This window comes from Marinobacter sp. EhC06, from assembly GCF_001650915.1.
Lineage (GTDB): Bacteria > Pseudomonadota > Gammaproteobacteria > Pseudomonadales > Oleiphilaceae > Marinobacter.
Map to the genome: position 1 here is coordinate 23823 of NZ_LXYO01000001.1, position 26087 is coordinate 49909.

General features: G+C 58.2%; 22 protein-coding genes. 6 read left to right on the plus strand and 16 right to left on the minus strand.

Translation table 11 applies throughout. The annotated features are described in order from the left end of the window. The first annotated feature begins 30 nt into the window (after positions 1-30). Entirely contained in the window at positions 31-1395 is a 1365-nt protein-coding gene (locus A8B84_RS00110; RefSeq protein WP_064228966.1) for a sodium:solute symporter family transporter, read from the plus strand. A gap of 24 nt (positions 1396-1419) precedes the next feature. Here the strand turns inward: A8B84_RS00110 and A8B84_RS00115 are convergent, their stop codons facing one another. The 15 genes from A8B84_RS00115 to A8B84_RS00180 all read right to left on the minus strand — a co-directional run bounded on the left by A8B84_RS00115 (position 1420) and on the right by A8B84_RS00180 (position 16586). Continuing rightward, entirely contained in the window at positions 1420-2418 is a 999-nt protein-coding gene (locus A8B84_RS00115; RefSeq protein ID WP_201257839.1) for an AgmX/PglI C-terminal domain-containing protein, read from the minus strand. Between the two features lie 5 nt (positions 2419-2423). Then, entirely contained in the window at positions 2424-2924 is a 501-nt protein-coding gene (locus tag A8B84_RS00120) for an ExbD/TolR family protein (RefSeq protein ID WP_064228964.1), read from the minus strand. Continuing rightward, on the minus strand, positions 2921-3433 hold the full coding sequence (locus A8B84_RS00125) for an ExbD/TolR family protein (protein ID WP_064228963.1): 513 nt from the start codon (positions 3431-3433) through the stop codon (positions 2921-2923). The genes A8B84_RS00120 and A8B84_RS00125 overlap by 4 nt, the downstream gene beginning before the upstream one ends. Before the next feature lie 25 nt (positions 3434-3458). After that, positions 3459-4166 (minus strand): MotA/TolQ/ExbB proton channel family protein, encoded by a 708-nt coding sequence (locus A8B84_RS00130; protein ID WP_064228962.1) that lies wholly within the window; start codon positions 4164-4166, stop codon positions 3459-3461. Positions 4167-4305: 139 nt separating this feature from the next. Next, entirely contained in the window at positions 4306-4611 is a 306-nt protein-coding gene (locus A8B84_RS00135; RefSeq protein WP_064228961.1) for a hypothetical protein, read from the minus strand. Between the two features lie 15 nt (positions 4612-4626). Then, positions 4627-5196 carry a tetratricopeptide repeat protein gene (locus A8B84_RS00140; RefSeq protein WP_064228960.1) on the minus strand — a complete coding sequence of 190 codons (570 nt, stop codon included), beginning with the start codon at positions 5194-5196 and terminating at the stop codon, positions 4627-4629. After that, entirely contained in the window at positions 5183-8068 is a 2886-nt protein-coding gene (locus A8B84_RS00145) for a tetratricopeptide repeat protein (RefSeq protein ID WP_064228959.1), read from the minus strand. Before A8B84_RS00145 ends, A8B84_RS00140 begins: the two co-directional genes overlap by 14 nt. Beyond that, positions 8061-9995: a hypothetical protein gene (locus tag A8B84_RS00150; RefSeq protein WP_227512769.1), complete on the minus strand. Its 1935-nt coding sequence runs from the start codon at positions 9993-9995 to the stop codon at positions 8061-8063. The genes A8B84_RS00145 and A8B84_RS00150 overlap by 8 nt, the downstream gene beginning before the upstream one ends. 20 nt (positions 9996-10015) lie before the next feature. Continuing rightward, positions 10016-10567, minus strand: coding sequence for a hypothetical protein (locus A8B84_RS00155; RefSeq protein ID WP_064228958.1), 552 nt, complete (start codon positions 10565-10567; stop codon positions 10016-10018). Between the two features lie 19 nt (positions 10568-10586). Beyond that, positions 10587-11750, minus strand: coding sequence for a DUF3570 domain-containing protein (locus tag A8B84_RS00160; RefSeq protein ID WP_064229018.1), 1164 nt, complete (start codon positions 11748-11750; stop codon positions 10587-10589). Continuing rightward, a complete protein-coding gene (locus tag A8B84_RS21155; protein ID WP_082905028.1) occupies positions 11737-11973 on the minus strand; it encodes a DUF4266 domain-containing protein in 237 nt (78 codons plus the stop codon). Before A8B84_RS21155 ends, A8B84_RS00160 begins: the two co-directional genes overlap by 14 nt. A gap of 18 nt (positions 11974-11991) precedes the next feature. Next, on the minus strand, positions 11992-12489 hold the full coding sequence (locus A8B84_RS00165) for a TlpA family protein disulfide reductase (protein ID WP_064228957.1): 498 nt from the start codon (positions 12487-12489) through the stop codon (positions 11992-11994). A 17-nt stretch (positions 12490-12506) separates the two neighbouring features. Further along, positions 12507-13151, minus strand: a complete 645-nt coding sequence (locus A8B84_RS00170; protein WP_064228956.1) for an outer membrane beta-barrel domain-containing protein — start codon at positions 13149-13151, stop codon at positions 12507-12509. Beyond that, positions 13121-13873, minus strand: coding sequence for an SH3 domain-containing protein (locus A8B84_RS00175; protein ID WP_064228955.1), 753 nt, complete (start codon positions 13871-13873; stop codon positions 13121-13123). Before A8B84_RS00175 ends, A8B84_RS00170 begins: the two co-directional genes overlap by 31 nt. Positions 13874-13895: 22 nt before the next feature. Continuing rightward, positions 13896-16586: a PD40 domain-containing protein gene (locus tag A8B84_RS00180; RefSeq protein WP_064228954.1), complete on the minus strand. Its 2691-nt coding sequence runs from the start codon at positions 16584-16586 to the stop codon at positions 13896-13898. A 170-nt stretch (positions 16587-16756) separates the two neighbouring features. Here A8B84_RS00180 and A8B84_RS00185 point away from each other — a divergent pair, with 170 nt between their 5' ends. The 3 genes from A8B84_RS00185 to A8B84_RS00195 are packed head-to-tail and all read left to right on the plus strand — an operon-like array spanning position 16757 to position 22061. After that, positions 16757-17992 (plus strand): hypothetical protein, encoded by a 1236-nt coding sequence (locus A8B84_RS00185; RefSeq protein WP_138103134.1) that lies wholly within the window; start codon positions 16757-16759, stop codon positions 17990-17992. Between the two features lie 31 nt (positions 17993-18023). Next, positions 18024-20489 carry a LamG domain-containing protein gene (locus A8B84_RS00190; protein ID WP_138103132.1) on the plus strand — a complete coding sequence of 822 codons (2466 nt, stop codon included), beginning with the start codon at positions 18024-18026 and terminating at the stop codon, positions 20487-20489. Between the two features lie 12 nt (positions 20490-20501). Beyond that, positions 20502-22061 (plus strand): hypothetical protein, encoded by a 1560-nt coding sequence (locus A8B84_RS00195; protein ID WP_064228951.1) that lies wholly within the window; start codon positions 20502-20504, stop codon positions 22059-22061. Between the two features lie 21 nt (positions 22062-22082). Here the strand turns inward: A8B84_RS00195 and A8B84_RS00200 are convergent, their stop codons facing one another. After that, a complete protein-coding gene (locus A8B84_RS00200) occupies positions 22083-23096 on the minus strand; it encodes an FAD:protein FMN transferase (protein WP_227512767.1) in 1014 nt (337 codons plus the stop codon). A gap of 217 nt (positions 23097-23313) precedes the next feature. Here A8B84_RS00200 and A8B84_RS00205 point away from each other — a divergent pair, with 217 nt between their 5' ends. Continuing rightward, positions 23314-24927: an alpha-glucosidase family protein gene (locus tag A8B84_RS00205; RefSeq protein WP_064228950.1), complete on the plus strand. Its 1614-nt coding sequence runs from the start codon at positions 23314-23316 to the stop codon at positions 24925-24927. Between the two features lie 31 nt (positions 24928-24958). Further along, the gene (malK, locus tag A8B84_RS00210; protein WP_064228949.1) at positions 24959-26074 is read left to right on the plus strand and encodes a maltose/maltodextrin ABC transporter ATP-binding protein MalK; all 1116 of its coding nucleotides are present in this window, start codon (positions 24959-24961) and stop codon (positions 26072-26074) included. Positions 26075-26087: the final 13 nt, after the last annotated feature.

Sequence of the window (26087 nt, forward strand, 5' to 3'; positions counted from 1 at the left end):
CCCGCTCGATGACTGGCGGAGAAGCACCCGATGTTTTATACCACCCTCGCGGCGATTGCGGTCGCCATGATTCTGTTCGCCTGGCTGGGACTCAGAGCCCGGCTCGCAGACGGCGGTCTGGATGATTACGTAACGGCACGGAACAGTCAGGGAGCCAGGGCTTTGGGGCTTTCTTTCCTGGCCTCCGGGATGGGCGGCTGGATCCTGTTTGCCCCGCCGGAAGTAGGCGCGCTGGTCGGCCCGCTGGCACTGGCAGGCTATGCCCTAGGTGCCGCTCTGCCATTCATTGTGTTCGCCTTCTGTGGACCCGCCATCCGCCGCTTCCTGCCCGAGGGGCGCAGCATCGGCGAGTTTGCCAACGCCTGCTATGGCAATGGCGTGCGCCGCTATGTCTCGATGATCTCAGTACTTTACATGCTCTGCTTCCTGACCGCCGAGCTCACTGCCATCGGCGCCATTACCTCGCTGCTCTCCGGCATTGACGGTGGCGTCGTGGTCATTGGAGTTGCGGTTACCACGCTGGTATACACGGCTGTCGGTGGCCTCCGGGCAAGTATCGTTACCGATCAATGGCAGGCATTATTGCTGATCGGCCTGCTGGCGATTGTCAGTTTCGTCGCGCTTGGCAAACTCCCGGACGCAGCTCCCGCAGCCTTGCCCGACATCCCGACCTCTGGGGCCCTCAGCGTGGCGCTGACTCTGGTGATCGCCGTCACCGCCGCCAACCTGTTCCATCAGGGATACTGGCAGCGGTTGTGGTCAGCCCGCGACACCGATGCCCTCAGCCGTGGAGCACTGCTCGGCGGCGTAGTTACCATCGGCGTTGTCGCCGTTGTGGGCGGGTTAGGAATCCTGGCGGCCCTGAGTGGCGCGGACCTTGGCAATCCTCCGATTCCGTTCTTTGCCTTGCTGGCCGATGCCCCGGCCTGGCTGGCTTTGCCGGCCCTTATTCTGGCCATCACCCTGGTCGCTTCCTCGGTGGATACCCTGCAGAATGCGCTCGCATCCCTGGCGGTTACCGAAAAACAGGGCCTTTCCATTGTCAGTGCCCGATGGTTCACAGTGCTGCTGATGATTCCGGTGGTTCTGGTAGCCCTTCAGGGCATTTCCGTGCTCCGGCTGTTCCTGATCGCCGACCTGCTGTGTGCCACGGCGGTACTGCCTGTGCTGATGGGACTCTGGGGGAAAATGACCACCCGGGCGGCCATTCTGGGCTGTCTGGCAGGGCTTTTCGGGGCGATTCTGCCCGGCTGGATGTCCGGAGGCAGTTTGATGGCCGGCCTGGAAGCTGCGAGTTTCCCCGGCAGCATTCCAACCCTGATGCCATTCGTGGGTGCCCTTGCAGGCTCTGGTTTGGTCAGTCTCGCAATCGCAGTTGCGGCCCCGAAACGCTAGCAAGACGCTGTGCTGTCCAGTTGGTTAACTGGACAGCAATTCAATCGGATAACGGATCTTGGTCTGGTCGACGCCCGGCCGGGCCCCGAAATCCACCAGCCTCAGACGATTACAGATCTTGTTCTCCAGTGCCGGTTCGTTGAGGGTGGACTCCACGACTGAACAACTGGATACCGCACCGTTGGGCTCAATCACCAGCTCCGGCGTGATACTCCCCTGAAGCGAAGGCTTCCGTCGCAGCTCCCGGTTGTAGATGCTGTAGATCGCGGACTTGTTGGCGTCCATGGTCCGGCGCAACTCCTCCTTGCTCCGGGTTCTGGCAGCGGTTTCCTGCCGTTCATTGCGGGCTGCCTCTTTGACTGCAGCAACCCGTTCGGCTTCCGCAACTTCCGCGCGCTGGCGCTCAGCCAGGGCGACCTGACCGGCCTCCCGATTGAGCACTTCCTCGTTCACGCCACTGCTCTTGGCACTCGCGGTAGCGCGGGAGGCCAGCGTATCACCGGTTTTGCGAGCAATAGGCTCAGCTGTATTGGCAACCGGGCCATCCAGCTTGACCGACTCCGCCAGCGAGCTGAGCTTTTTCAGTTCGTTCCCCATTGCCAGAATACCGGTATTCTTTGCCTTTTCCCGCGCCTTGGCGACTTCCTCGGGCTTGGGTTCCGGCTTTGGCTCTGGTTTTTCCGCTACTTCTGGTTCAGGTTCAGGCTCCGGTTCCGCAACCACCGGTTCGGGCACAGGCTCCGGTTCGGGTTCTGGCTTAGCCTGCTCCACCGGCTTTTCCTCAGGTTTCGGCGGCTCGGGTTCAGGCAGTACCGGTTTTGGCGGCTCTTTCTTCTCAATGATCAGTTTTGCCAGCTGTGGCGGCAACGCCTCCTGTTCCTGCCTGTCCCGCTCAGGTAGTTCTATCCAGCTGACATAGCCTGCGAACGCAAGGAACAGCGGCACCACCACAACGGCCGCAGCCAGCAGACGTTTCCGCTCACCGCGCTCCTGATTCCAGGGCAATCCGTACCGATAATCCATAATGGTCAGGCTCCCTGTTCCGTACGCTGATTAACCGCCAGGGAAATGCTGGCATAACCGGCGTCCACACAGGTGGACATGATTTTCTTGAGCAGCTCGTAAGGCAGTTCCCGATCCGCAAGAATGGTAATTGGGCGGCCAGCATCCGGTGCAGGCGCCGACGAACGGCTGGCCTGGTAGTCAAGCTCCTGTTTCAGGGAGGGCTCAACCTGCCCGTCGAAGGTCTGGAAAGCGTCGCGTTTTACCACCAGTCGCCCGTTCACCAGGATGTCCCTGTCGGTTACGGTCAACGCTAAAACATCACCCGGGGGTTGTTGGGCAGTGGAATCCGGCAGTTTGATGGTGCTGTTCTGGTTCAATACCTGTACGTCAGAGGAGGAGTTCACCATCAGGAAGAACACAAGGATGGTGAAGATATCCATCAACGAGACCAGGTTCATCTTTCCCTGGCTCTTGTTGCGTCGATAGTGGCGCTTCAGACGACGGGCTTTCGCGGATTCTTTCATGAACTCACCTCCGCGGATCCAGAAGTCTTAACAGGAGCATCACCAAGCGAGATCTCAGGGAACAGTTCTGCCTCAACAACGCTGCCAGCCACGACAGCTTCGTAGGAGCGCACTGTGTCCATCACGGAGACCAGGGACTGATACGAGGTTTGCCGGGACGGCATGATGATCACATCCTTTTTGTCCGGCACCCGACTCTTGATTTCCTTCATGACATCCTTGAGCAGAACGAAATCATACTCGCCCTCGCGCTGGGGGATGTTCTTGATAACGCCGCCCTGGTTATCCGCAACGACCAGGCGATCCTCATAGATCACCACCTGGATCTGGAGCTCTTCCGCCTGCTCGGCCGAAAGGCTCTCACCGGTAGGGAAGTTCAGTTCCAGAACGCTGGTGTGGGCGAACACCATATTCAGCAGCAGTACCGGCACCAGCACAATCATGAGATTCATGAAGGGCGTGATGTCGAGATCGGCCTCACTTTGTAGGCGACGATGTTTCCGTCTCATGGCCTGACATCCTTCTGGCTGGTTATCAGGCCGGGCTACCGGCCGGAGTCGCTACCTGTGCCGGTGCAGCGGCGTTCTGGGCCTGTGGTTGGGCGACCGGTTTGTTACCAGAACCGTCGCTGAGAAGGTTCAGCACCTTGATGCCGGCCATTTCAAAACTGTCGACGATTTCATTGGTCTTGGTTTGCAGCAAGGAGTGAATCAGCAGCATTGGGATAGCCGACATCAGGCCGAACGCCGTGGTGTTCATGGCGACTGAAATACTCTGGGACAACAGACTTGCCTTCTGGGCTGGATCCGCTGCAGCCACGGCAGTGAACGCCGCAATCAGGCCAATGATGGTACCGAGAAGACCCAGCAGCGTGGCGATGTTGGCCAGCGTCGCCAGGTACTGGGTGCGCTTTTCCAGCCTGGGCATGACATCCAGCAGCCCCTCTTCCATCGCGTACTCGATCTCTTCGCGCCCCTGGCGGCGGGCCAGACGCTGAAGGCCGAAGCCGATCATGGTCGACATGGCACTACCGGATTCCTGGGTGTAATTCAGGGCGCCCTTCAGATCGCGCTTGGCAATCATCTGGTGCAGACGGTTGAAGTCCCGACGGTTGGTCAGTTTCTGGGCGGAAAGGTAAACGTAACGTTCAATGGCAACAATGAGTCCGATAATCAGCACAACGGCGATCGGAAACATAAAAAAGCCACCTTCCTGGAAGAAGCGAACGGCGGTATCGATCATTTTCTGGGCACTCCATGGTCCGGTTTTCAGATCAGTCTATGCGCGACCCTCCCCCGAGAGGGTAAGTTCGCGAAAGTCTGTGTGAGGGTTTGTTTAATCTTGCGCAGGAACACACTCAGGACGTGACAAACGTCACATTCTACTGCCCGATGGCGGCCTCCGTCTGTCTGATAAAGGCTTCGTGGTACTTGATAAAACGCTGGAATTCATAGCGCTCCAGGGGCCGAAGGCCCTGATCAACCATCAGGCGTTCCTCCGGCGCTCGCAACTCGTCCACTTCCGGTGGCTGCCAGGGCACCAGATACATCACCGTGGGCACTTCCTGATCGCCACGGATGCGAGTGCCCTCAATGGTTACCACCCCCGGGGCATCCTGGGCGTAGAGCATGGGCGCCGCAGGCAACAACGCGGAAGCGGCCAGAGCTATCAGCGCGAGACGTTTCATATCAGGTTATCCATATCAGATTCTGTTTTGCGCATCGAAGATCCAGTCTTCCAGTCTCGGGTGTGGCTCGCTGGCAGCTGATTGATAGCGCTCATAAAGTTCAACGGCGTCAGCAGGTTTACCCAGGTAGATATCAAGCAGGAAAGCCAGATTAAGAATCGCGGGCGCATATCCAGGATCCACGGCCAGAGCTGCACGGTAATACCGCTCTGCTTCATCAAATTCACCGGCGTTCCGGGCAATCACGCCCAGATGATTCAACGCCTGGACATGTTCGGGGTTCACCGCGAGCGCGGCCTCAAACCACCGTGTCGCGATATCGGTGTGCCCTTCCTGGAAAGCAATGATGCCAAGGTTGGCCATGGGTCCGGACTTTTCCGGATAGTCGCGGGCCAATTGCTCAAAACGGGACCGGGCTTCGGCAAGATTGCCCTGCTCCATGGCCTGGACCGCTTCGCTGAATGAGGCTTCAAGGACAGCCTGCTCGGCTTCTGCGTCAGACTCTGGCGGCGTCGGGGCCGTCACGCATCCAGACAGGGCGACTATCACCAAAAGACACAGTCCACAGGCCTTAATCGATTTCATAGACAACCCCCGAGGTCACTTCTTCTTTTCGGTAACGCCCCGGCAACAGGACTTTCAAAGCCTCATAGCTGCGCTTGACCCACTCATCGAAAATGCCCTCCCGGGCCCGCCGGATGTTCTGCTCGTGGATATCGATGGCGTTGTCCTCAAACGGGTAGGCCTGTTCTTCCAGCAGTAGCTCGTACTGGGCCAGTTCAAGCTCGCTCAATCCGGTGGGCCGCTCAGAGTCCATCAGGTCGGCACCGAGGCGTCCATAGATATGGGCGATCTGGTACCCGGCCTCGGTTGCAAACGACGAGAGACCGTAGCTGGCAGTTTTCTTGTAGGCATTGACTGCCCTTTCGAGTGCATCGGTCTTTGCTGTCATGCTCTGATTCAGCGGCAGAGTCAGGCGAATGCTGTCATACCGGGCAAGGGCATCGCGGGCGAGAATTGCAGAGGCTGACGCCGCAAGGTACCTCATGCGATCGTCCGCGGCGTCCAGGTCCCGGTCCACCGTTTCCATCTGCTTGCGCAGCCAGTAATCCCGTTTTTCGGTATCCCCCTCTTCCTGGTAGAGCTCGGACAACCGATTGGCCGCTTCCATGTAGACATCCGCCGGCTCGGGATGGCTGTTGGCGTAACTGCGCCAGGTGTCGATCGCCTTTTCCCGGTTGCCGGCCTGATCGTACAACTCTGCTGCAATCAACAGATTTTCTCTTCGCTCTTCCGGCGTCGTCGCCAGTGCCACCATTTGCTGAAGTTCGTCGGCTGCTCGCTCCCACTGCTCCGTTTCACGGTAGGCCAACGCCAGTTTTGCCGGGACCGTATCAATCAGTTCGTGATCCGGGAAAGTCCTCCGGAATCCGTTCAGCACACTGATAGCCTGATCCCAAAGACTGGCAGTTATAAGAAGTGAGGCAGCATCGTATTCCGCATTTGCCCGCAGAACGGATTCGGGAACGGCCGTGCCGACTCGCAGGAACTCGCTGACGGCCGCCTCCACATTGCCGGCATCAGCTAACTGCTCTGCCTGCCGATAGACCGCGGCGGCCAGATTTTCACGAACCCCGCTTCTGCGTTCATCGTCTTCAGCCATTGTCGCAAGGGCGTCACGGTAAGCCAGTTCCGCCTCCGCATATCGACCCAGTTCGGACAGACTGTGGCCAGATAACAACAAGGCTTCCGTTGTTAATTCGGCCGGAGGCGCCGGTTGCCAGGTAACAAGACGAGCCGCCATGTTGACTGACTCTTCCCAATTGTTCTGGTCAAACTCCCGCTGCAGTGCAATGTAATACACAGCCGGCGCCCGGGAATCACCTGGGAAAGCATTTGCAAACCTCAGTCGGTTCAACTGCTGTAGTTCCTGATAAGCCATTTGCTCAGATACGGGATCGTCGCCCCACGTCTTTGCGTACTCCCGGAAAGCGAGTACCGAAGCATAGCCTGCCTCCGCTGCTCGCTCGGGCACCTGGTCGCCGGGATAGTCATAGGCCACCCGCTCAAAAGCAGCGATGGCCGCCGGCCAGTCTTCCAGTTCCAGATAAGTCTCACCCAGGAGGAAGAGACGCTCGGGTGTGCGGGGATGATCCGGGAAAGTAGCCGCAAATTCGGCATAATAACTGGCGGCTTTGCGGTAGTGATCGTCCGCCTGCTGATCATCCGTGGCCTCCCCTGCCAGCAGGTACTGACGGTCTGCCAGTTCCGGCAACAGCTGTTCCAGCTGCTGTTCGATAAAACCGATCGCCGCAGGGTCCGCTGACTGCCAGTAATCGCTGTAGAGTCCGTAAAGGCTGACAAAGCCGGCCTTTCGTTCAGGGATGGTACGGGTGAAACCGGCGAGCTCCAGGGTATCGATGATCCGGATGTGGTAGCGTGGCGCCCAGGGGCTGGCCGGATGGTCTTCTATATAGGCCTCAAAGACATCGATGGCGTCACTGTATTGTTCCCTCTCGAGCAAAAGCTCGCTGTATCGGTCGTAGACCAGGATTTCATATGGACGCCCACCCGTCTGGCGGAACAGCGCCTGGAGGGTTTCCGCGCCGTCAAGGTAAGACAGCGACAACCCAACTACCCTGAATAAATCCTCTATCAGGGTCTGGCTACGCTGATCCACATCCGCAACCGGTTGCCCATCGGGCATCACCAGATCGAGCACTTCTACGTAGCTGAACAGGGCCTCCTGGTACTGCGCCTGTTTGAACAGGCTCCAGCCTTTCATGTAATGCGCGTTCACCAGGAACGAGGCATCGGCCAAGCGTTCCTGGCTGGCCAGGGTAACCTCGTCGAACGCCTGCTCGGCTTCCCGGTACCGGCCATCGATGAACAGCAGATCGCCCCGACGGAACTGGGCTTCAATCCAGTATTCTGAATCGGGGTAACGTTGGACCAGGGTATTCAGGGCCTCCAGCTGTTGAGGCGTCGCACCCCGAAGCTCCCAGGCCCTGGCAAGCTGATAGTAGATCTGATCATTGCCTTCGCGTTCTGGATATTCGGACAGAAGGCGCTGGTAGGCTTCAATAGCACCGGAGAGCTCATCGACGGCGGTATCGGCCATTTTCCGCTCCGCCCGCTGGAACTCCAGATCGGCCAGCCGATGCCGGATGGTGACCTGCTTCCGGGGATCGTCCACGAGTGGCAAAAGTGCCTTGTAGCTGTCCATCACCGTCTCGATGGAAACATCGCCCGCCGGGTCGCTACCAGCTTCTATACTTCCACTGGCTTGCCGGGTTTCGGTCGCCGGAAGCGCTGCCAGGGTGCCCTCACGGACCCGGGGCATTTCCTCGTCGCCGGCGGGCATCATCGACTGCAACATCTGGCAGCCACTGGCCATAACAAGGGCCCCCGCGATGACAAGTCCCTTAACGGTCTTTCCAATCGTCCGATTACTCATCCCCGGCACCTGCATTTTGCGATGCACGGAACAGCTGGTCCGCCAGTCTGGCCTGGGCATGACGGGAAGCCAACAGATACCCGTTCAGCTCCTCCTGCTGGGCTACAAGCATGCTGTCTACCTGGCTCAAGAGGGCTTGCCGGGCATTGCCCAATGCATCGGCAATCTCTTCCCCAAGGGTCGCGAGTTCCCGTTCACTGGCAGCGATGCGTCGAGCCAGTTCAGCATGGCGGGCGTCGTCGGCCATCAGGGTTTCAACCCGCTGCCGCTGAGCCTGAAAGCGATCCATTTCGCGATTCAGCTCCCGCAACTGTTTTTGCGCCGCCCAGCGATTCACGCCATAGTCATCCGCAATCCACCAGTCGAAGTAGGCACGCATCCTCTGATAAGTCGCACGCTGGCTGGCCGTGGTCGCGTCGTCAGGCAAGCCCGCCAGAGTTTCTTCAACCTTATCGAGCTTGTCTCTCAGCGCCTTCTGTTTGGAGGTCATGAAGAAACCGGCGTCTTCCTCCGTCAGTGCCTCAGAAATCTTCTCACTGAATTCTTGGTGCAACTGCTGCCACTGGTCCGCCTGCTGGTTTTCCAGCGCCCGACGGGTTTGGGCAATACGAACCTGACGCTGCTGTTCGCGGGTTTCCAGCATGACCCGGAAGGACTCGAACCGGGACTGCCGCTCGGCGACGAAGGACTGCATCCGGTAAAGTTCGTTCAGTTCCGCAAGGGCCTGCTGGAACGTTTCCGAAGCCAGCACTTCGGCCATGCCGAAATCGACCGGCTGAACCCGCAGTCGTCCGTAGGAATCTGTGAGAATCCCGTCACTATCGCGGCTGAAATCGAGCTGCGCCATCAAATTTTCTTCACTGAGCCGGTTCCGGATGTTATTGAGTTCCTCGATACGGGCCTGGTAATGATCGGCTGCCTGTTTAAACGCGGGCAATGCTTGCTGTGGTCTGTTCATCTGCTCAAGCACATAGGCCCGGGCAAACGGAACCTGCTGTCGCCACGGCAAGAACAGATCACGGTTCGAGAGGGTATCAAGGGCATGGAGTGCCCGCTCCGGCCTACCCTGCCCGGCCGCGGCTACGGCATAGTCAAACAGGGCCTGATCGGCGAACACCCCATTCAGGGGCATGTCCCCAAGAACCCCCAGGGCCGCGTCGAACTGGTTATCCCTGAGATACAGTCGGGCAAGTGACAGGCGGGCCCTGCCCAACAGCCCCTCGCGTTCTGCCTCTGGTTCGGCAGAGTCGGTAGACTGTTCAATGATGGCGATGAGTGCCTGCAGTTCCGCCTCGGCCGTGACGGCGTCTCCGGCAGCCAGGGCGGAAACGGCCGAATTGTACCGGAGGTAAAGGGACCAGATATCCGTGTCTTCCAGTTTCGCCCGGAGCGACGCCAAATCCGATTCGTCTCCGAACCTCGAAGACATCATGGCCAGTCGGGCTCGCAGATAAATCCACTCGCGAAACAGGTCATGGTTGGCCTCAGCCAGGATGTCACCATCTACACGCTCGAGATTCTCGCTGGCCAGGTCATGATCACCTTCCAGGTAGAACACCTTGCCCAGATAGAACCAGGCCTGATTGCGAACATCGGTCGAAAGTGTGCTGCCCGCACCGTCAGCACCGAGCAGTTCCGTGAATAATCTGCTGGCCTCACGAGTCATCCCCCAGGACAGCATGAGCCCGCCCTCTACCAGAGCCGGATGATCACCATGTCCGTCGATACCGCCTTGTTCCCGGGCAACCGCCAGCTGGGTCAGAGCCTCAAAGGCGTTGCCCTGATGGTATTCATAAAGTACCCAACCATACCTGAGGTCCTCCGCACGCTCCGGTTGGGGCTCATCGGCCTGGGCCGGAGCAATCATCGTCAGCCATAGCAAAGCACCGGTGAAAAGTACCGGGCCTGCCCGAAACGGCTTGAACACTGTCAATCCCACGACGCGGCTTACTCCCACTCCACGATGGAAACTGAGGGCTGGTAATCGGAGGAGCGATCCTCGACACGGATCTCCAGAGCGGCTGTGCCGGTGCTCTTTTCAAATTCCAGGGACGCGGCCTGCTTGTAGGGCCGCTGATCCGGACCGATTCCCTCAACAAACGCCGTCATCTGGTGGACTCCGGTCTTCAGGTTGCCCACGTACAGCCGCTGCATGCCGCCACGTTCAAGCGCTTTCGCCTGACGCTCGGTATAGAGGTGAGACGCAACGATCTCATCGTCGACCTTCAGCTTCACTGCATCAAGCTTCAGGAACTTCCCGGCATCCACGCTGAGAAACACCGCAACCTGGGTATTGGCCGGGAACAGCAGATCCTCTTCGAGGATAAACAGGTCCCGGTTCAGGCGGATCACCTTCTTCTTGAGAGCCTCCACCTGCTCGGCGACGGCTGTATCATCTTTCTCCGCGCCGGGATTGGTCTGGGCAAATGCGGGGGCTGTCAGGGCGAGGGTCAATGCCGCTAAAAGCACCGGAAATCGGGAGTTCAAGCAAGTGGCCATGGTCGTTCTTCCTGCATGCTCAGTATTCAAGAATCAACGACGCCCGGGTTACATAGGCATCGAAGGAATAAAGGGGTTCTTCGCCGGGGAGAAAGTCACCGGCTGCGGTGACATCCCGGAAGTTGTCATATTCAAAATTCAGCCAGTCAACCAGTAAGCTGAACTGGAGGCGATCGATGCCGGGAAGCGACGTCTGCTTCCATTCGTAGACCGCGCCCACCGCCAGGGTTGTCCCGGAAAGGGAGCTGAGTTCCTTGTCACGGGCCAGGTGTGTCTGGGAGTTCTCGAATGGGAAAAGATCGCTGTAAAAGTCCGCCTCGCTCTGGCTGTAGTAACGAATGGACCCCTCAAGGGTCCAATGCTGGTTCAATCCGTGCACGTATCCCAGCTCGACCGTGTGGGCGTTGATGCCCCAGGTATCGGAAAAATAACGGTATTCACCGCGAATTGAGGCGCGATACGGCAGATAGTAAAGCGCTCGCATGGCCACGGAGGTGCTGGTTCGGGTTTCCGGATAACGCTCCGGTTGATACAGGAACCCTGTGGAATCGTTCGGGTCGATGTAGCGGTTTTGTCGGTAAGGGTTCTGCAGGAAGCCCTCATCCGTGACTACCTCAAGGTCCAGGCCCACCAGACTGTTGCGGGTGACAACCTGGCTCAGACCCAGCTGATAGTTGCGACGATCGGCTTCCTCGCTGAAGGAATCGTTACCAACCCGGCCAACCTCATCCCAGCCACTGGCATAACCCATGGTGACCGTGGACATACCCCCGAAGAACTCCTGACTGACAGAAAAATAAACGGTATTGGCTTCGTAATCGTTTTCGGTACTGTTGGTAAAGCCAAGGCTCAGAATGGATTTGTCGTGCAGGTAATCAACGCCAAAGGTGTACTCGTTCCGCTCTTCCTCATAGGGGCTCGCCGTTGCAAGGACATCCACCGAAGCGGCCGAAACAGAGTCGACGTAGTACTGCCCCGAAAACGAAACCGACGAGCCAATACCCTTGCGCACCAGAACTGATGGGCCGTCAATGACCATGCCACCACCATCGTAGCGGTGGTAGAGAACATCCACGTTATCCACTGGCAAGGTCGCCGCAATCGCCTGATGCCCGAACGGCAACAGCGCCAGCAAAAAAAGCAACCCGGACCGCACCAACTGTCTTCTGTCAGTTGCAGCCACATCCACCTCCCGAACCGCCTTCCGCTCCCCGTGCAGACTCCCGGGACTGATAGACGTGGTGCATGTAGGAATCCGCTTTGCCATGACGACTGAGACTCATGACCGGATCCGCCAGATTATCCCGCTCGTAAGGTTTCACCCACGGCTTGACTGAACTGCATCCAGAAACCGCGAACGAGGCGGCCAGAAGAGCGGAGACAGTGAAGATCGACAAACTACGCATAAACGTCCCGTCCGAAAATTACTCGCGCACCAATTCGCGAATCTGCTGTTCGTACTCGTCTTCGTAGCCCGGCTGGTATCCGTAGTGGAGATAACGGGCATTGCCACTGCGATCAATCATCACGGTGGTTGGCATGGCCTGCACTTCATACAGTTCGCTCACCGAGCTCTCCGGATCGTAGAGGATCGGGTAATTCACGGGCACCTTGTCCAGGAAGCGATGCGCCTCCTCCCGGTTCTCATCCACATTGACCGCCAGGATTGTGAAGCCGAGATCCTTGTACTGGCTGTACAACTCATCCATCAGGGGCATTTCCTGGCGGCAGGGCCCGCACCAGGAGGCCCAGAAGTTCAGCATCACCACTTCACCACGATGATCCTCCAGCCTCAGGTTCTCCCCGGAACGGCTTTCCAGGGTGAAATCCGGAGCCGGAACATTGATTGCTTCTGCGCCTGCCAGTGGGCTCAGGCAGACCAGGATGCCCGCTACTGCCAGCGATTTTATGGATGCTTTCATAACCGTTGCTCCTGTAATCAGAAAAAGACCGACAGGCCAGTGCTGACCTCGGTGTTCATGGAGGTCTTCTCGGCCCCCAGAACATCAATGCGGTAGTAGTGCTGGCGCACACCAAGGTGGACTGCGACGCTGTCCGTCAACAGCACCTGATAGCCCGCCCCGGCATTCAGGGTAAACCGGGTATCACCGGCAAAATCTGTGGCTCCGGCCCCTGCGATCAGGTAGAAATTGGTGTTGAACGCATAGTTCTCAGTGAGGAAGGCCTCGCCCGGCAGCACGTTGTAACCCAGGTTAATGTTGTAATAGCTGTAATCCCGCTCACTGTCGGTGAGCACCTCCACGTTGCCGGCCAGCTTCTCGAAACTGGTTTCGCCGCCCTCCGCAAAGCCCACTCCCGCCTCGAAAAAGAAGGACTCACTGAGGTGGTAGGTGAGCTTGCCGCCATAAAGCAGCGACGACTCGAAGTCCTCGATATTGAGCACACCCACAAACGCGCCGATTTCAAAGTTCTCGGTGTCAATCAGCGCCTCGGTGACCGGCACCGGGGTAACATCCGGCTCGATCAGCGGCCGATCATCCTGGGCCTGGGCGGCTGCGGCTACGCATAGCCCAGCTCCGAGACACAGCGGTTTCAGAAAAAGATGCTTAGTCCGATTTTCCATTCTGTCGCTTCTTCGTTGGTGGACCGGGTCGTGAACACTTTGTAGTCCTTCACTTCGGCACGGATGAAATATCGATCGGTAATGTAGGCACGAATACCGAGTCCGGCATGGCCAATACTGTTATCCCGCTCTTCGGGCTGAGCCAAAGTGGCCTTGGGATCAACCCAGATATGTCCGACCCCGAGCGTAAAAAAGGGCGATACCCGCCAGTGCGGGAATGGCTGATGCACCAGATTCGCATTCACCATTTGAATCTCCGAGGCGCTGCCCAGGATCTGCGAGGCCCAGAGCTCGGCCGACAGGTTTCTCGTCATCCAGAAACCGCCGTAGCCTGCCGTGACAGCGGCACCATCAAACTCACCCATCATTAAACCAGCTTCGACTCGCCGGTTACCGAATGAATCGAAATCCGGTACCTGAAGATCCACTCGATTACCGGTGCCATCCACGGTCTGGGCGATATCAGCAACCGCAACCCAGCCTTCCCGGCCCCGGGCGTCCGTTACTTTGATCCAGCTGGTCTTGCGTTGAAGAATGGTCAGCCATTCCCCTTTCTCGCTGGTATGGAAAACCGGATAGCCAGTTGCCGGGCCGGTTCGCCATTCAATGTAAGGCTCGGTCACCTGCACTTGCGCCACGTCTTCTTCAGCCTGGCCCCACAGCCAGCCAGCCCAGCTCTGGGCCGGCAAAAATAATAGAAACATGAGAAAGGCAATGGGCATGGCGCGAGTTTCAGTCCTTGGATCAGTCTTCCGGGGCATCGAACGGATTGTTGAAATACTGGCCGCCAATATCCAGCCACTCTGCGATCAGTCTAAGTTCTGCAGGAGTCAGGAAATCCCTGTGAGTTCCCCCCTCGGCGAATACATCGAAGAAATCACTGGCACGGGCGCCGTTAACAGACATTGACGCTGGCACTGGAATGGTTACGAAAATGGGCTGCTCGTCTCCGTTGGCATCCAGAATTGGGTTGCCTTCTTCATCTCTCAGTATTTCTCCCGAATCCTCGAGTTCATCGACCAACGCACCATTCACCACCTCCTGCTTGTTATCCGGAAAAAGCAGTTCTCGGTAGGCATTGAAATGCAGCGGTTCATCGGGTGAAGGGCCATCGCCCAGATCCAGTTGTCCAGCCGGCACTTGCTGAGCGTCTGCCGCATCAGTGTCGGTATGGCAACTGGTGCAGGTGTAGTCATCCACGACCGTCATGGTGTTCGGGTCCAACACCTCCCGATTCAGGCCCCAGAGCGGGTGAATATGCTGCTCGTAGTTGATCACGATCCGGCAATTCGGCGCCCAGTCGGTGGCGCAAACGCCGGATACTGGCGGCGGTGTCTGCAGATCGGCATAGCCGTAGGCAAAGCTTTCAGGCTTGGGATCCACGGCATCTCCGGACCATTCATCGGCATAGATCACATCCGGCGTCGGCCGGCGAATCTCGTTGATGCGGGCAAACACCTGAGCCATGGTTTCACCCATGTCGGCAAACAGAGCCTGGTCGGTATTCGGAAACGGAAGGCTGGTGGTTGCGGCCCCACCCCACACGGACGATGGACCGGCATCCGGCCTGCCATGGGGTGTCGGACTGTTCGGGTTATGACACCCTGAACACTCGAGGGTCTCGCCTGGGCGCACCGTCAGCCAGTTCTGATGCCTGGCACCGATTCGCTGGCCTTGCTCATCCAGTACACTGATGGCGAATGCGACATTAGCCGGCACCGCCACCTTCACTGAGCCGTCCGGCTCGATCGGTACGTAACCCAGTATTTCCCGCATCAATTGAGCTCGGCTGCGGCCAAAAGCGCTGTTGTCGAAATCCCGGACATTCTCATCGGGAATGGCCACGGGTTTTTCCAGGCGAAGGAACCTGGCAGGCCGATCCTCCGGTGGCGTCTGCAGCGGATCGGCCATTGCAGCAATACCAGCCGGCGTGGTGTCTACTCCGTCAATATCATAGACACTGCGGATGTGCAGAACCCCGTAACCGGCATCCCCGAGGGCGCCCTCATCACCGGTAAACTGGGACTCAGGAATAAATCCTTCCAGGGACCGCTCCTTCATCAGTACGGCTTCATCGAACTGAATACCCTCAACAGGTGGGACGACTGGTCGCTGGGTTTCACTGGTGATATCGAGAAGCCAGAGACCGTAGACGGGCTCTGCGGGCTGGTATTCTTCGGATTGGAGGCGGTCTTCCGTGCAGTTAACGATCCGGTCGGTTGCTGTTTCCCGCAACCGGCAGGGTGTCCAACTCACCAGGTAACGGTTGGTACCGTCCAGCAGCGGTGAAACCGATGCATAGCTGCCTTTCAGCGACAGCTGCCCATCCAGGCCTACACCGGGCACAAGCGAGCGCTGACCAGAACCTTCGGTCCCGTCGATGCGCAGGTTGGCCTCAACAAACTGGTCAACATCGACTTCTGCCAACACGGACGCATAATCATCACTCTCAAATGGCCTTAGCTGAACCAGCAGATTGCCACTGTCTGACTTGCGGGGCTGCAGATATTGAATATCGTTGGTTTCTGGTACCGAATCGTGAGAGTGACGACCGAAGAGATAGCTCAGGCCGGTGCCGTCAGGGTTCACGCGATAGAGGTTTACACCGTTGTTGCGGGTCTGGCCGGCATTGTCCCAGCGGCTGAACACAATGGTGCCATCATCGGCCACCATAGGGTCGAGGTCGTGGCTCTGGTTGAACGTGATCTGCTCAATATTCTGGCCATCATCGTCCATCACATGAAGAACAAACGCAGGGCTGTCACCCTCCTCGTCCAGGCCGGAATACTGGGGTTTGCCTTCATCCAGCAGCACCGCCTTGGAAATCCGCTGGCGGGTTGAAGAGAAAACGATCCTGCCATCGGGAAGATAGGCGGGCGCAACGTCCTGGCCAGCACGGGCAGTGACGTCCGAATCGATGATCCGACGCAGGGCGTCGGTACTAACGTCGTATTCCCAGATATTCCAGGTTGGCTGATCCTCGTCATCGGCGTCTTCGATCTCCGGGGCGCGCATGGAGAACAGCAATCTGGAGCCATCGTGGGATACGTGGAGATCTTTCACGTCGTAACGTAACTGGCCGTTGTCATCGAGGAATTGCGGCCCGGCGAACGCCCTGGAAGCAATATCCCGTGTTTCGGCGTCGGCGGTCGCGCTGGCCTTCAGAAGCAGTCGAGCACCGGGGCGAAAGGCGCTCGGGTCGGCCAGGTTGTCCTCCACCAGGGCACCGGTGTTCTCGTCAAAAAGCAGAGCCCTTTCGACATAAGCCACAGGGTTCTCGACAACAACCGGATCTGCCTGCTGGCTGTCACTGCTTGAAAGACAGCCAGACAGAGCGGCAAGCGAGCCAAGTGCGATAGCCAGGCGAGCACTGCGGGAGATATTTAGGCTGGGCGACTTAATTTCCAACGTGACAAACCCTGTTTCGGATGACATTCCATGACATAAATTAAGTCGGTTCCGTTGGCAGGCTCCAAGGGTTTTACGTAACGCAATGTAATAACGTGGCCTACGACTCAAAACGAAGGATATAGCAAGCCGTAAACTTTTAACAATTGTCAAAAAGCATTAATGTGCAAATGCTATCGATCACCGAGGGAAAGGACATGACCGCCCGGAACAGGATCAGGAGCCTCCTTTGCAAGGCTTGCAGTACCGCAGTTCTCGTCGCACTGATGTCTGGACAGGCAAGCCTTGTTCAGGCCGGCCCCAGAGAGCAGGCCAAACGAATCCACGACCGGATAGCCGGTGTGCCCCCTTCCGCCGACGTTCTCAACCAGATGGAAGGCGATATTATCTCGGGCAACACGATTGACGCCGCCTTCACTGCCATGGAGGACAGCGCCTTCTACGACGTCACCCTGAAGAATTTCGCCGCCCCCTGGACCAACGAGGCGATGTCAAAGTTCGTACCCCTCAATGATTATATCGCCACGGTGATTGGCCTGGTGCGGGACGGGGAAGATTTCCGCAAAGTCCTGTATGACGATGTGCTGTATATCGGAGATCCTTCCCTGAATCTGCCGAACTACTCCAACAGCAACAACAATCACTACGAATCCCTGGAGAACAGCGGGGCCAGCCTCAAGAACAATCTGATGAGCGTGAATCAGTCGACCTACACCGGCCTGCCGCCCTCTGCCACCGCGGGCGTCATTACGTCAAGAGCCTCAGCCCGAGCATTCTTCAGTGCGGGCACCAACCGTGCCATGTTCCGCTTCACGCTGATCAATCACATGTGCAACGACCTGGAGCAGGTTGCGGACGTTACTCTGCCACCAGACCGCATTCGCCAGGATGTGTCCCGCAGCCCGGGTGGTGACAGCCGGGTATTCCTGAATAATTGCGTGGGCTGCCACAGCGGCATGGACCCCATGACCCAGGCGTTTGCCTACTACGACTACGAATACGACGCCAATGCCGACCCTGATGGGGAGCTGGGCAGGCTCGTCTACAACGCCATGGGCGAAACGGATCCGGAAACCGGCTCCAGAGTTCAGGCCAAGTATCACATTAATGCTGCAACCTTTGAGCAAGGCTATGTGACACCAGACGACAGCTGGGATAACTACTGGCGCCAGGGCGCCAATCGCAGGTTGGGATGGGATCAGTCGCTCCCGGGCTCTGGCGCCGGTGCCAAGAGCCTGGGTAGAGAGTTCGCCCATTCCGACGCCTTCGCCGAGTGCCAGGTCAAGAAGGTGTTCGAGAATGTCTGCCTGCGACCTCCCTCAAACAGCGCAGACCGTTCACAGGTAAGCAGTATGGTTGCCAGCTTCGCAAGCCAGGGTTACGACCTGAAGCAGGTATTCGCAGAATCCGCCGTGTATTGCATGGGGGAGTGAGGACGCTATGAAAACACTTAAAGGAATTTCCATGAGCTCCCTCAAATCAGCGATTGCAGTCACGGCCCTGGCTTTCCTGCTTTCAGCCTGCGGCGGCGAATCCACGGAACAACTGCCGAATACCTCCCAGAATTCCGGCACGGTTACCTACAACGGGCCCCCACCCTCCACCGATGATGTGGCCAACTTCAAACGTACGGTGTGGGACAACCTGGTCACCCAGGATAAATGCGGCGCGTGCCACGGCTCCAATGGCCAGGCACCCACGTTCGTCAACGAGCAGGACGTGAACCTGGCTTATGCCCAGGCGAACTCCATCGTTAACCTGTCTGATCCATCCCAGTCCACTATGGTGACCAAGGTCGCCGGTGGCCACAATTGCTGGCTCCAGAGCACGTCAGCCTGTGTGGACATTCTCACCACCTATATTTCCAACTGGGCAGGCGGCTCAGAAGGCTCTGCCAAAACCGTTGAACTACGCGCTCCAGCGCTCAAAGAACCGGGCGCCACGGTTGCCCTGCCCAGCGACACTGGCCTGTTTGCCACAACGGTATACCCCGAACTCAGAGAGTATTGCAGCGACTGCCATGCTGATGGTGGCCAAACCCCTTACATTGCCAGTGCCGATGTCACTACTGCCTACGATCAGGCCAAAAGCCGTATCGATCCTATGAATCCGGGCGCATCCCGACTGGTTGAGCGCCTGCGCTATGACTTCCACAACTGCTGGGATGACGACTGCGAGGCATCAGCCGATTTGATGGAGCTGAGGATTCTTCAAATGGTCCAGGACCTGAGCGCCCAGCCCGTAGACCCGGCAATGGTTGCCAGCAAAGCACTCAACCTCCAGGCAGACGGTTTGCTTGCCAACTCGGGCGGACGGTTTGAAGACAACGTGATTGCCCTCTACGAATTCAAGTTCGGAGAAGGCCAGACCGCTTTTGATACCAGCGGCGTGTCGCCTGCGCTGGACCTAACCCTGAGCGGAAACGTCGACTGGGTTGGTGGCTGGGGTATTGACCTTGGCCCCGCAGGCGAAGACGAGCAGGGTTTCATGATCCCTGCGGGCAAGGCCCAGGGCAGCACCACCGCCAGCCGGAAGCTGCACACCCTGCTGACCGCCTCCGGCGAATACAGCATCGAGGCCTGGGTCGCCCCGGGCAACATCACCCAGGAGGATGCCCGGATCGTGACCTACTCCGGCTCATCCACCACCCGCAACGTCACCCTGAGCCAGTCGCTCCAGCGTTACGAGGTACTGCATCGCAGCACCACCAGTGATGAGAATACGCCTTTCGCGACCCAGGACGCCGACATGCTGCTGCAGGCAACCCTCCAGCACGTGGTGGTGAATTACACCCCGACGACCGGGCGCCAGATTTTTGTGAATGGCGTTCCGACCGGCGATGTCGACCCGGACGACGGCGGACTGTTGACAGAATGGGACGACAGCTTTGCCCTGGTACTGGGCAACGAGACCGATGGCAACTCCCCCTGGCAGGGTGCGATCCGGATGGTTGCCATCCACAATCGTGCGCTGACACCAGAACAGGTCCAGGCCAACTTCGAGGTGGGTGTTGGTCAGAAGTTCTATCTCCTGTTCGGAGTCTCTCACCTGATCGACGTGCCCGAGAGTTTCATCGTGTTCGAAGTCAGCCAGTTCGATAGCCATGCGTACCGGTTCACCAGTCCCTTCTTCATCAGCCTTGATGACACCGCCGAGCCATCAAACATTCCTCTGCGCGGCATGCGACTGGGCATCAATGGCAAAGAAGCGACTGTCGGACAGGCCTGGGCCAACCTGGACGTTGTCCTGGACAGCGGCAGCTATGAACCCGGCACCGGGCAACCGCTCTCCTCTCTTGGCACCATCATTGCGCTGGAAAACGGGCCCGAGAGCGATGAGTTTTTCCTGACGTTCGACCAACTGGGCGGTAACAACTTTGCCCGCTCGGAACCTTCTCTGCCACCGCAGCTGGAACCCGCTGACCTGCCACCGTCATCGGAGATCGGCTTGAAAACTTTTGACGAGATCAACGAGTCCATGTCGCGGATGACCGGTGTTCCCACAACCAACCAGGCTGTATTCAACACATACACCACGGTAAAGCAGCAATTGCCCACGGTAGAGACGATCCAGGGTTTCCTGTCATCTCATCAGATGGCGGTTACCCAGATGGCCATCCAGTATTGCGATGCCCTGGTCTCAAATGCGCAACTTCGGGACCAGATGTTCCCAGGGTTCGATTTCTCAGCACCGGCCAGCACCGCATTTGGTCATGGCGGCAAGAGCCTGGTTATCGGGCCATTGCTGTCCCGGTTCGTGGGCAGCAACCTGGCATCACAGCCCGGTGATAGCGCAATCGAAACGGAGCTCAGCGAGCTCATGGATAGACTGACCAGCTGTGGTGCAGGGTGTGAGCCTGACCGCACAGAAACGGTCGTAAAGGCAAGCTGCGCGGCTGTGCTTGGCAGCGCCACCACCCTGGTTCAGTAGAGGAAGCCGATCATGTTTATACGCAAATCTCGTAAAAAGCCCCTGGTCAACGGCAGCCCACTGCTCCACGACGATCACGGCAAGCCAAGGACGCGCCGAGAGTTTATCGCACAAGGCCTGATGGCGGGCTCTGCGACGGTATTCGGTGCCTCTCTGTTCAGCCTGTTCGGAAACCCACGAATGGCCGCAGCTGCGCTTTCAGACGATCTAAACACTTTGAAGGAAAGCTGTGGCATAGCGGTTCAGGGTGCCGGCAAGATTCCATTTATCTGCTTTGATCTGGCAGGCGGTGCCAACATTGCCGGCTCCAACGTGCTGATGGGAAAATCCGGCGGGCAAATGGACTTCCTGAGTACCGCGGGCTACAACAAACTCGGGCTGCCGGGTGACATGCTGCCGAACGACCCGGCGTTCGTGAACACTGAGCTGGGCCTGGCGTTCCATTCCGACAGTGGTTTCCTGCGCGGCATCCTGCAGAGCACCAGTGCCGGCACCCGGGCGGCAATCGACGGCGCCATTATTGCGGCTCGCTCGGAAAACGACACCGGCAACAACCCCCATAACCCGATGTATGGCATTCATCGCGCCGGTGCCGACGGCTCCCTGCTCTCTCTTGTCGGTTCACAGAGTTCGGAATCCGGTGGTAACTCGCTGGCACCGATGAACCTGATCAATCCTGAGGTACGTCCCACGAAGATTGACCGGCCCTCAGACGTTACCGGCCTGGTGGACGTGGGCGACCTGATCGGCATTCTGGACCAGCAAGATGCTGTCGCCGTCATGGAATCCATCCAGCGCATCAGCGACGCCAAGATGAACCAGGTCAATACGGGCATCTCGACGGATGAAGTCGTCAAGGACCTTGTCCGCTGTGGCTATGTAAAGAGTGCCGATCTCGCCGACCGATTCGGCAACCCGGCGGATCTGGATCCGGAGTTGGATCTCGAAATCGTTGGCCCCACTGGCATATTCAGCCGCGATGAGTTCAACAGCAACCGCGAATTCCGCAAAACTGCATCTGTGATGAAGCTGGTTCTGAGCGGCTATGCCGGTGCCGGCACGATCACCATGGGAGGCTACGACTACCACACGGGTGAGCGCGGAACCGGCGAACGTCGTGACGAACAGGCAGGCCGTTGTATGGGGGCCTGCTTGGAATACGCAGCCCGGGTGGGCATGCCGCTGATGCTCTACGTATTCAGTGACGGCTCGGTGTCGAGCAACGGCCGGATTGACGATTCCATGGACGGTCGTGGCAAGGGCGAATGGACCGGCGACAACCAGCAGACGGCCGCCTCTTTCTTCCTGGTTTACAACCCGGCAGGCCGCCCTACTCCGATTCGCAGGCAGATCGGCTTCATGCGCTCTGATGCGTCGGTGGAAACTGCCTCCAGTCCTGCGGCCAACAACGTCAACCAGTTGGTTCAGACCGTGCTGCTCAACTACATGGCATTGCACGGTGAACAAAACCAGTTCGGAACGCGCTTCAATGGCCACGGACTGGGCAATGGCACATCTCAGGACAGCCTTATTGCGTTCTCGAATGTCGTAAACGGCACTATCGGAAATTGACGGAAACTGCTCGTTCCGCCCCTAGTCTGTTTGGGGCGGAACGAGCCCTTCTGACACGTGCATCATGCGCTGATCGTCGATAACCACAACATCAATACCCGGCAAACGCTCGATCATCTCCAATCCCTTGGCAGGTCCGAGAACAAACACCGCCGTGGACAGGCCGTCGGTTGTCAGCGCGTCCTCGCCGATAATGGTCACGCTCTGGACGCCCTGAACCGATTTGCCGGTCTCAGGCGACAGGATGTGATGGACTCTTTCTCCCGCTTCATCCACGAAGAACCGCTCGTAATCCCCGGAGGTAGACACCGCCACGTCTTCCAGCGGCAGAACCACCGCGTTGCGCCCTTCTGAGCGGGGGTCCCGAATGCCGACGTACCAGGGCCGACCCCGCTTGTCACCCAACAGCCGCATGTCGCCGCCAGCACTCAGCCGGGCATGGCGAATGCCAAGATTGATCAGGCGTTCGATGCCCAGATCAACGGCATAGCCCTTGGCAATACCGCCCAGATCCACCCGGATGCCTGCCTGGCGGAATTCGACGGTTCGCGCATCCTGATCAAGAACTACATCCCGGAAATTCACCCGGGGCAGGCCAGATCGAAGCTCCTCCTCCGTCGGCTTTTTGCCGGCCCTGAAGTCGTATAGATAACCGACTGAGCCAAAGGTGATGTCGAAGGCGCCATCACTGAGAATCGATACCTCCCTCGCCTTTTCAAGCACCTGGAACAGACCGTCACTGACGGTAACGGGACCATTGGCGGCATTGCGGTTGAGTCGGGAGACTTCCGAGTCCTCCCGGTACCGACTCATCTGCTCATCAACCTGATGAAAAACCGCCAGCACCTCTTCCCCAACCCGGTTCGCCAGCGCTTTATCCTCTGCCCAGAACTCCAGCTCGACAGGCGTCGTCATGGCGGTATCGGAGAACCGATACCAGTCAGCGCTGGCCGTGCCCGCAAAGCCGGCAAGCCAGAGGCAGGTTACCAACACCGGGGCGCGCCATAACCACTCGCTAAATCCTTCATTACTCATTCTGGGTTCACCATGTCTGTTATCCACTCCTCATCACCATCGTTGGCTCCCCCCTCCTACTCCCCCCTCATCCCCCCGTCTACGCCAACAAAAAGTGGCGCAGGAGGATGAAGGGAAGGCGCGCCAGACGCAGTATGGATCGAGTCTATTTGGGTGGAATCCTATGACCACTTCAACAATAACAACTTCTCACCGCCAGAAGTACAAGCGAGGCTACATGATCAAGAACCCGGACTGGTGGCGTGGCGCCGTCATTTACCAAGTTTATCCGCGAAGTTTTTACGACTCCAATGGCGATGGTATAGGAGACCTGCCCGGGGTCACCGCAAAGCTGGACTACATCGCCAGCCTGAACGTGGACGCTATCTGGCTATCCCCGTTCTTTACCTCCCCGATGAAAGACTTCGGCTACGATGTCTCGGATTATCGCAACGTGGACCCTATCTTCGGAACTCTGGAGGATTTCGACGAGCTGATTGCCGAGGCCCACAAGCGGGACCTGAAAATCATGATCGATCAGGTGTTGAGCCATTCCTCAGACCAGCACCCCTGGTTTTTCGAAAGCCGTGCCAGCCGTGACAACCCGAAGGCAGACTGGTACGTGTGGGCCGACCCGAAATCCGACGGCACGCCGCCGAACAACTGGCTGTCGGTCTTTGGTGGCTCGGCATGGGCCTGGGACAGTCGCAGAAAGCAGTATTATCTGCACAACTTTCTCACCAGCCAGCCGGATCTGAACTTCCACAACCCGGAGGTTCAGGAACAGGTTCTGTCAGATGTTAAATTCTGGCTGGACCGCGGCGTCGACGGGTTCCGTCTGGATGCCATCAACTTCTGCTTCCACGACCCCAAACTGCGGGATAACCCTGCCAGCAAGGCTGTTGCAGAAGGCTCTATTGGCGTGCGCAAGGAAAACCCCTACGCCTACCAGTTCCACAAGTACGACAAGACCCAGCCGGAAAACATCGAATTTCTGAAGCGCCTTCGTGCTCTGCTGGACCAGTACCCGGGCACCACCACGGTAGGCGAAATCGGCGACGACAATTCCCTTCAGACCATGGCCGATTACACTAGCGGTGGCGACAAGCTGCACATGGCTTACTCCTTCGATCTGCTGACAGAGCAGCACGGTGCGGATTTCTTCCACAAAACCGTGAACACCATCGAAGGCAAGCTGACCGACGGCTGGCCCTGCTGGGCCATCGGCAACCACGATGTAGCCCGTGTTGCCACTCGCTGGAACGCCACATCGGAGCAGCAGCTCAAGGCCTACATGGCCATGCTGCTGACCCTGCGCGGCAGCGTCTGCATCTACCAGGGTGAAGAACTGGGGCTGACCGAGGCCGAACTGCAATACGAAGACCTTGTCGATCCCTACGGCATTACCTTCTGGCCGGAATACAAGGGCCGGGATGGTTGCCGTACGCCCATGGTCTGGCACCACGAGGAATCCCACGCCGGATTCTCCGATGCGCGCCCCTGGCTGCCGGTTTATGATGATCATTACAATGCGGCTGTCGCTGTCCAGCATGCTGAGGATAATTCCGTGCTGGCCGCTTACCGGGCGTTCCTGGGCTGGAGAAAAGACCAACCCATCCTGCTCAAAGGGGACATAGAGTTCAGCAAGAGCCCGAAGAATACCCTGGTTTACACACGCAGTCTGGGTGATGAAACCGTGATGGTGGCACTGAACTTGAGCGAAAGCGCCGTCACCATTCCAATGCCCGGCGTTGGCTCACCTGAACCGGGTACCCCGGATTTCGTGGGCGGCCAGTGGCATGGCAAGGATCTGACACTCGGGCCCTGGGGCATCGACATCGCCCGGCTCTGACATTCAATGACCTAACAAGAAGACACGAGATATGGCCAGCGTCACTTTACGCAATATCTGCAAGAGTTATGACGAAGTCCAGGTAACCCGAGACGTTAACCTGGACATTCAGGACGGAGAATTCGTGGTCTTTGTCGGGCCCTCGGGCTGCGGCAAATCCACCCTGCTGCGCATGATCGCAGGTCTGGAAGACATTACCTCCGGCGACATGTACATCGGTAACGACCGGGTTAACAACCTGCCGCCCAAGGAACGGGAAGTGGGCATGGTGTTCCAGTCCTATGCCCTCTACCCCCATATGGACGTGGCAGAAAACATGGCATTTGGCCTCAAGCTGGCCAAAACCAACAAGACTGAAATCAATCGTCGGGTCCAGGATGCCGCTAACCTGCTGCAACTGGACAAGCTACTGGAGCGCAAGCCCAAAGACCTCTCCGGCGGCCAGCGTCAGCGTGTGGCCATCGGCCGGACCATTGTCCGGGAGCCTGAAGTATTCCTGTTCGACGAGCCCCTTTCAAACCTCGATGCCTCCCTGCGGGTCCAGATGCGCATCGAAATTTCCCGGCTGCACAAGCGCCTCGGCGCCACCATGGTGTACGTGACCCACGACCAGGTAGAAGCCATGACCATGGCAGACAAGATCGTGGCCCTGGACAACGGCACCATCGCCCAGGTGGGCAAACCCATGGAGCTGTACCACTACCCCGCTACCCGCTTTGTCGCCGGCTTTATCGGCTCGCCGAAGATGAACTTCATTGATTGCACCGTCGTTTCCGCCAGCAGCCAGTCGGCCACCATCGTCATGCCGGGTGACCACCGTCTGGAGCTGCCGGTGAACGGCGCCGAACTCTCCGAGGGCGAAACCGTCACCCTCGGGATTCGCCCGGAACACCTGAGCGAAGACCAGGAAGCCGACATGTACCTGCAAGGCGAGGTGCACGTGGTCGAACGCCTGGGCTACCAGACCCTGGTACATCTGGACGTCAATAACGTTGAGGGCGTCATCACCATGCGCACCGATGGCTCCAACCCGATTCAGGAAGGGGCCCGAATGACCCTGGGTATGAACGCCAACAAGTGCCATCTGTTCCGCCAGGACGGTACCGCCTGTCCGCGCCTCTACCGGGAGCCCTGCATCGACTTCTAACCCACTCCGAGGG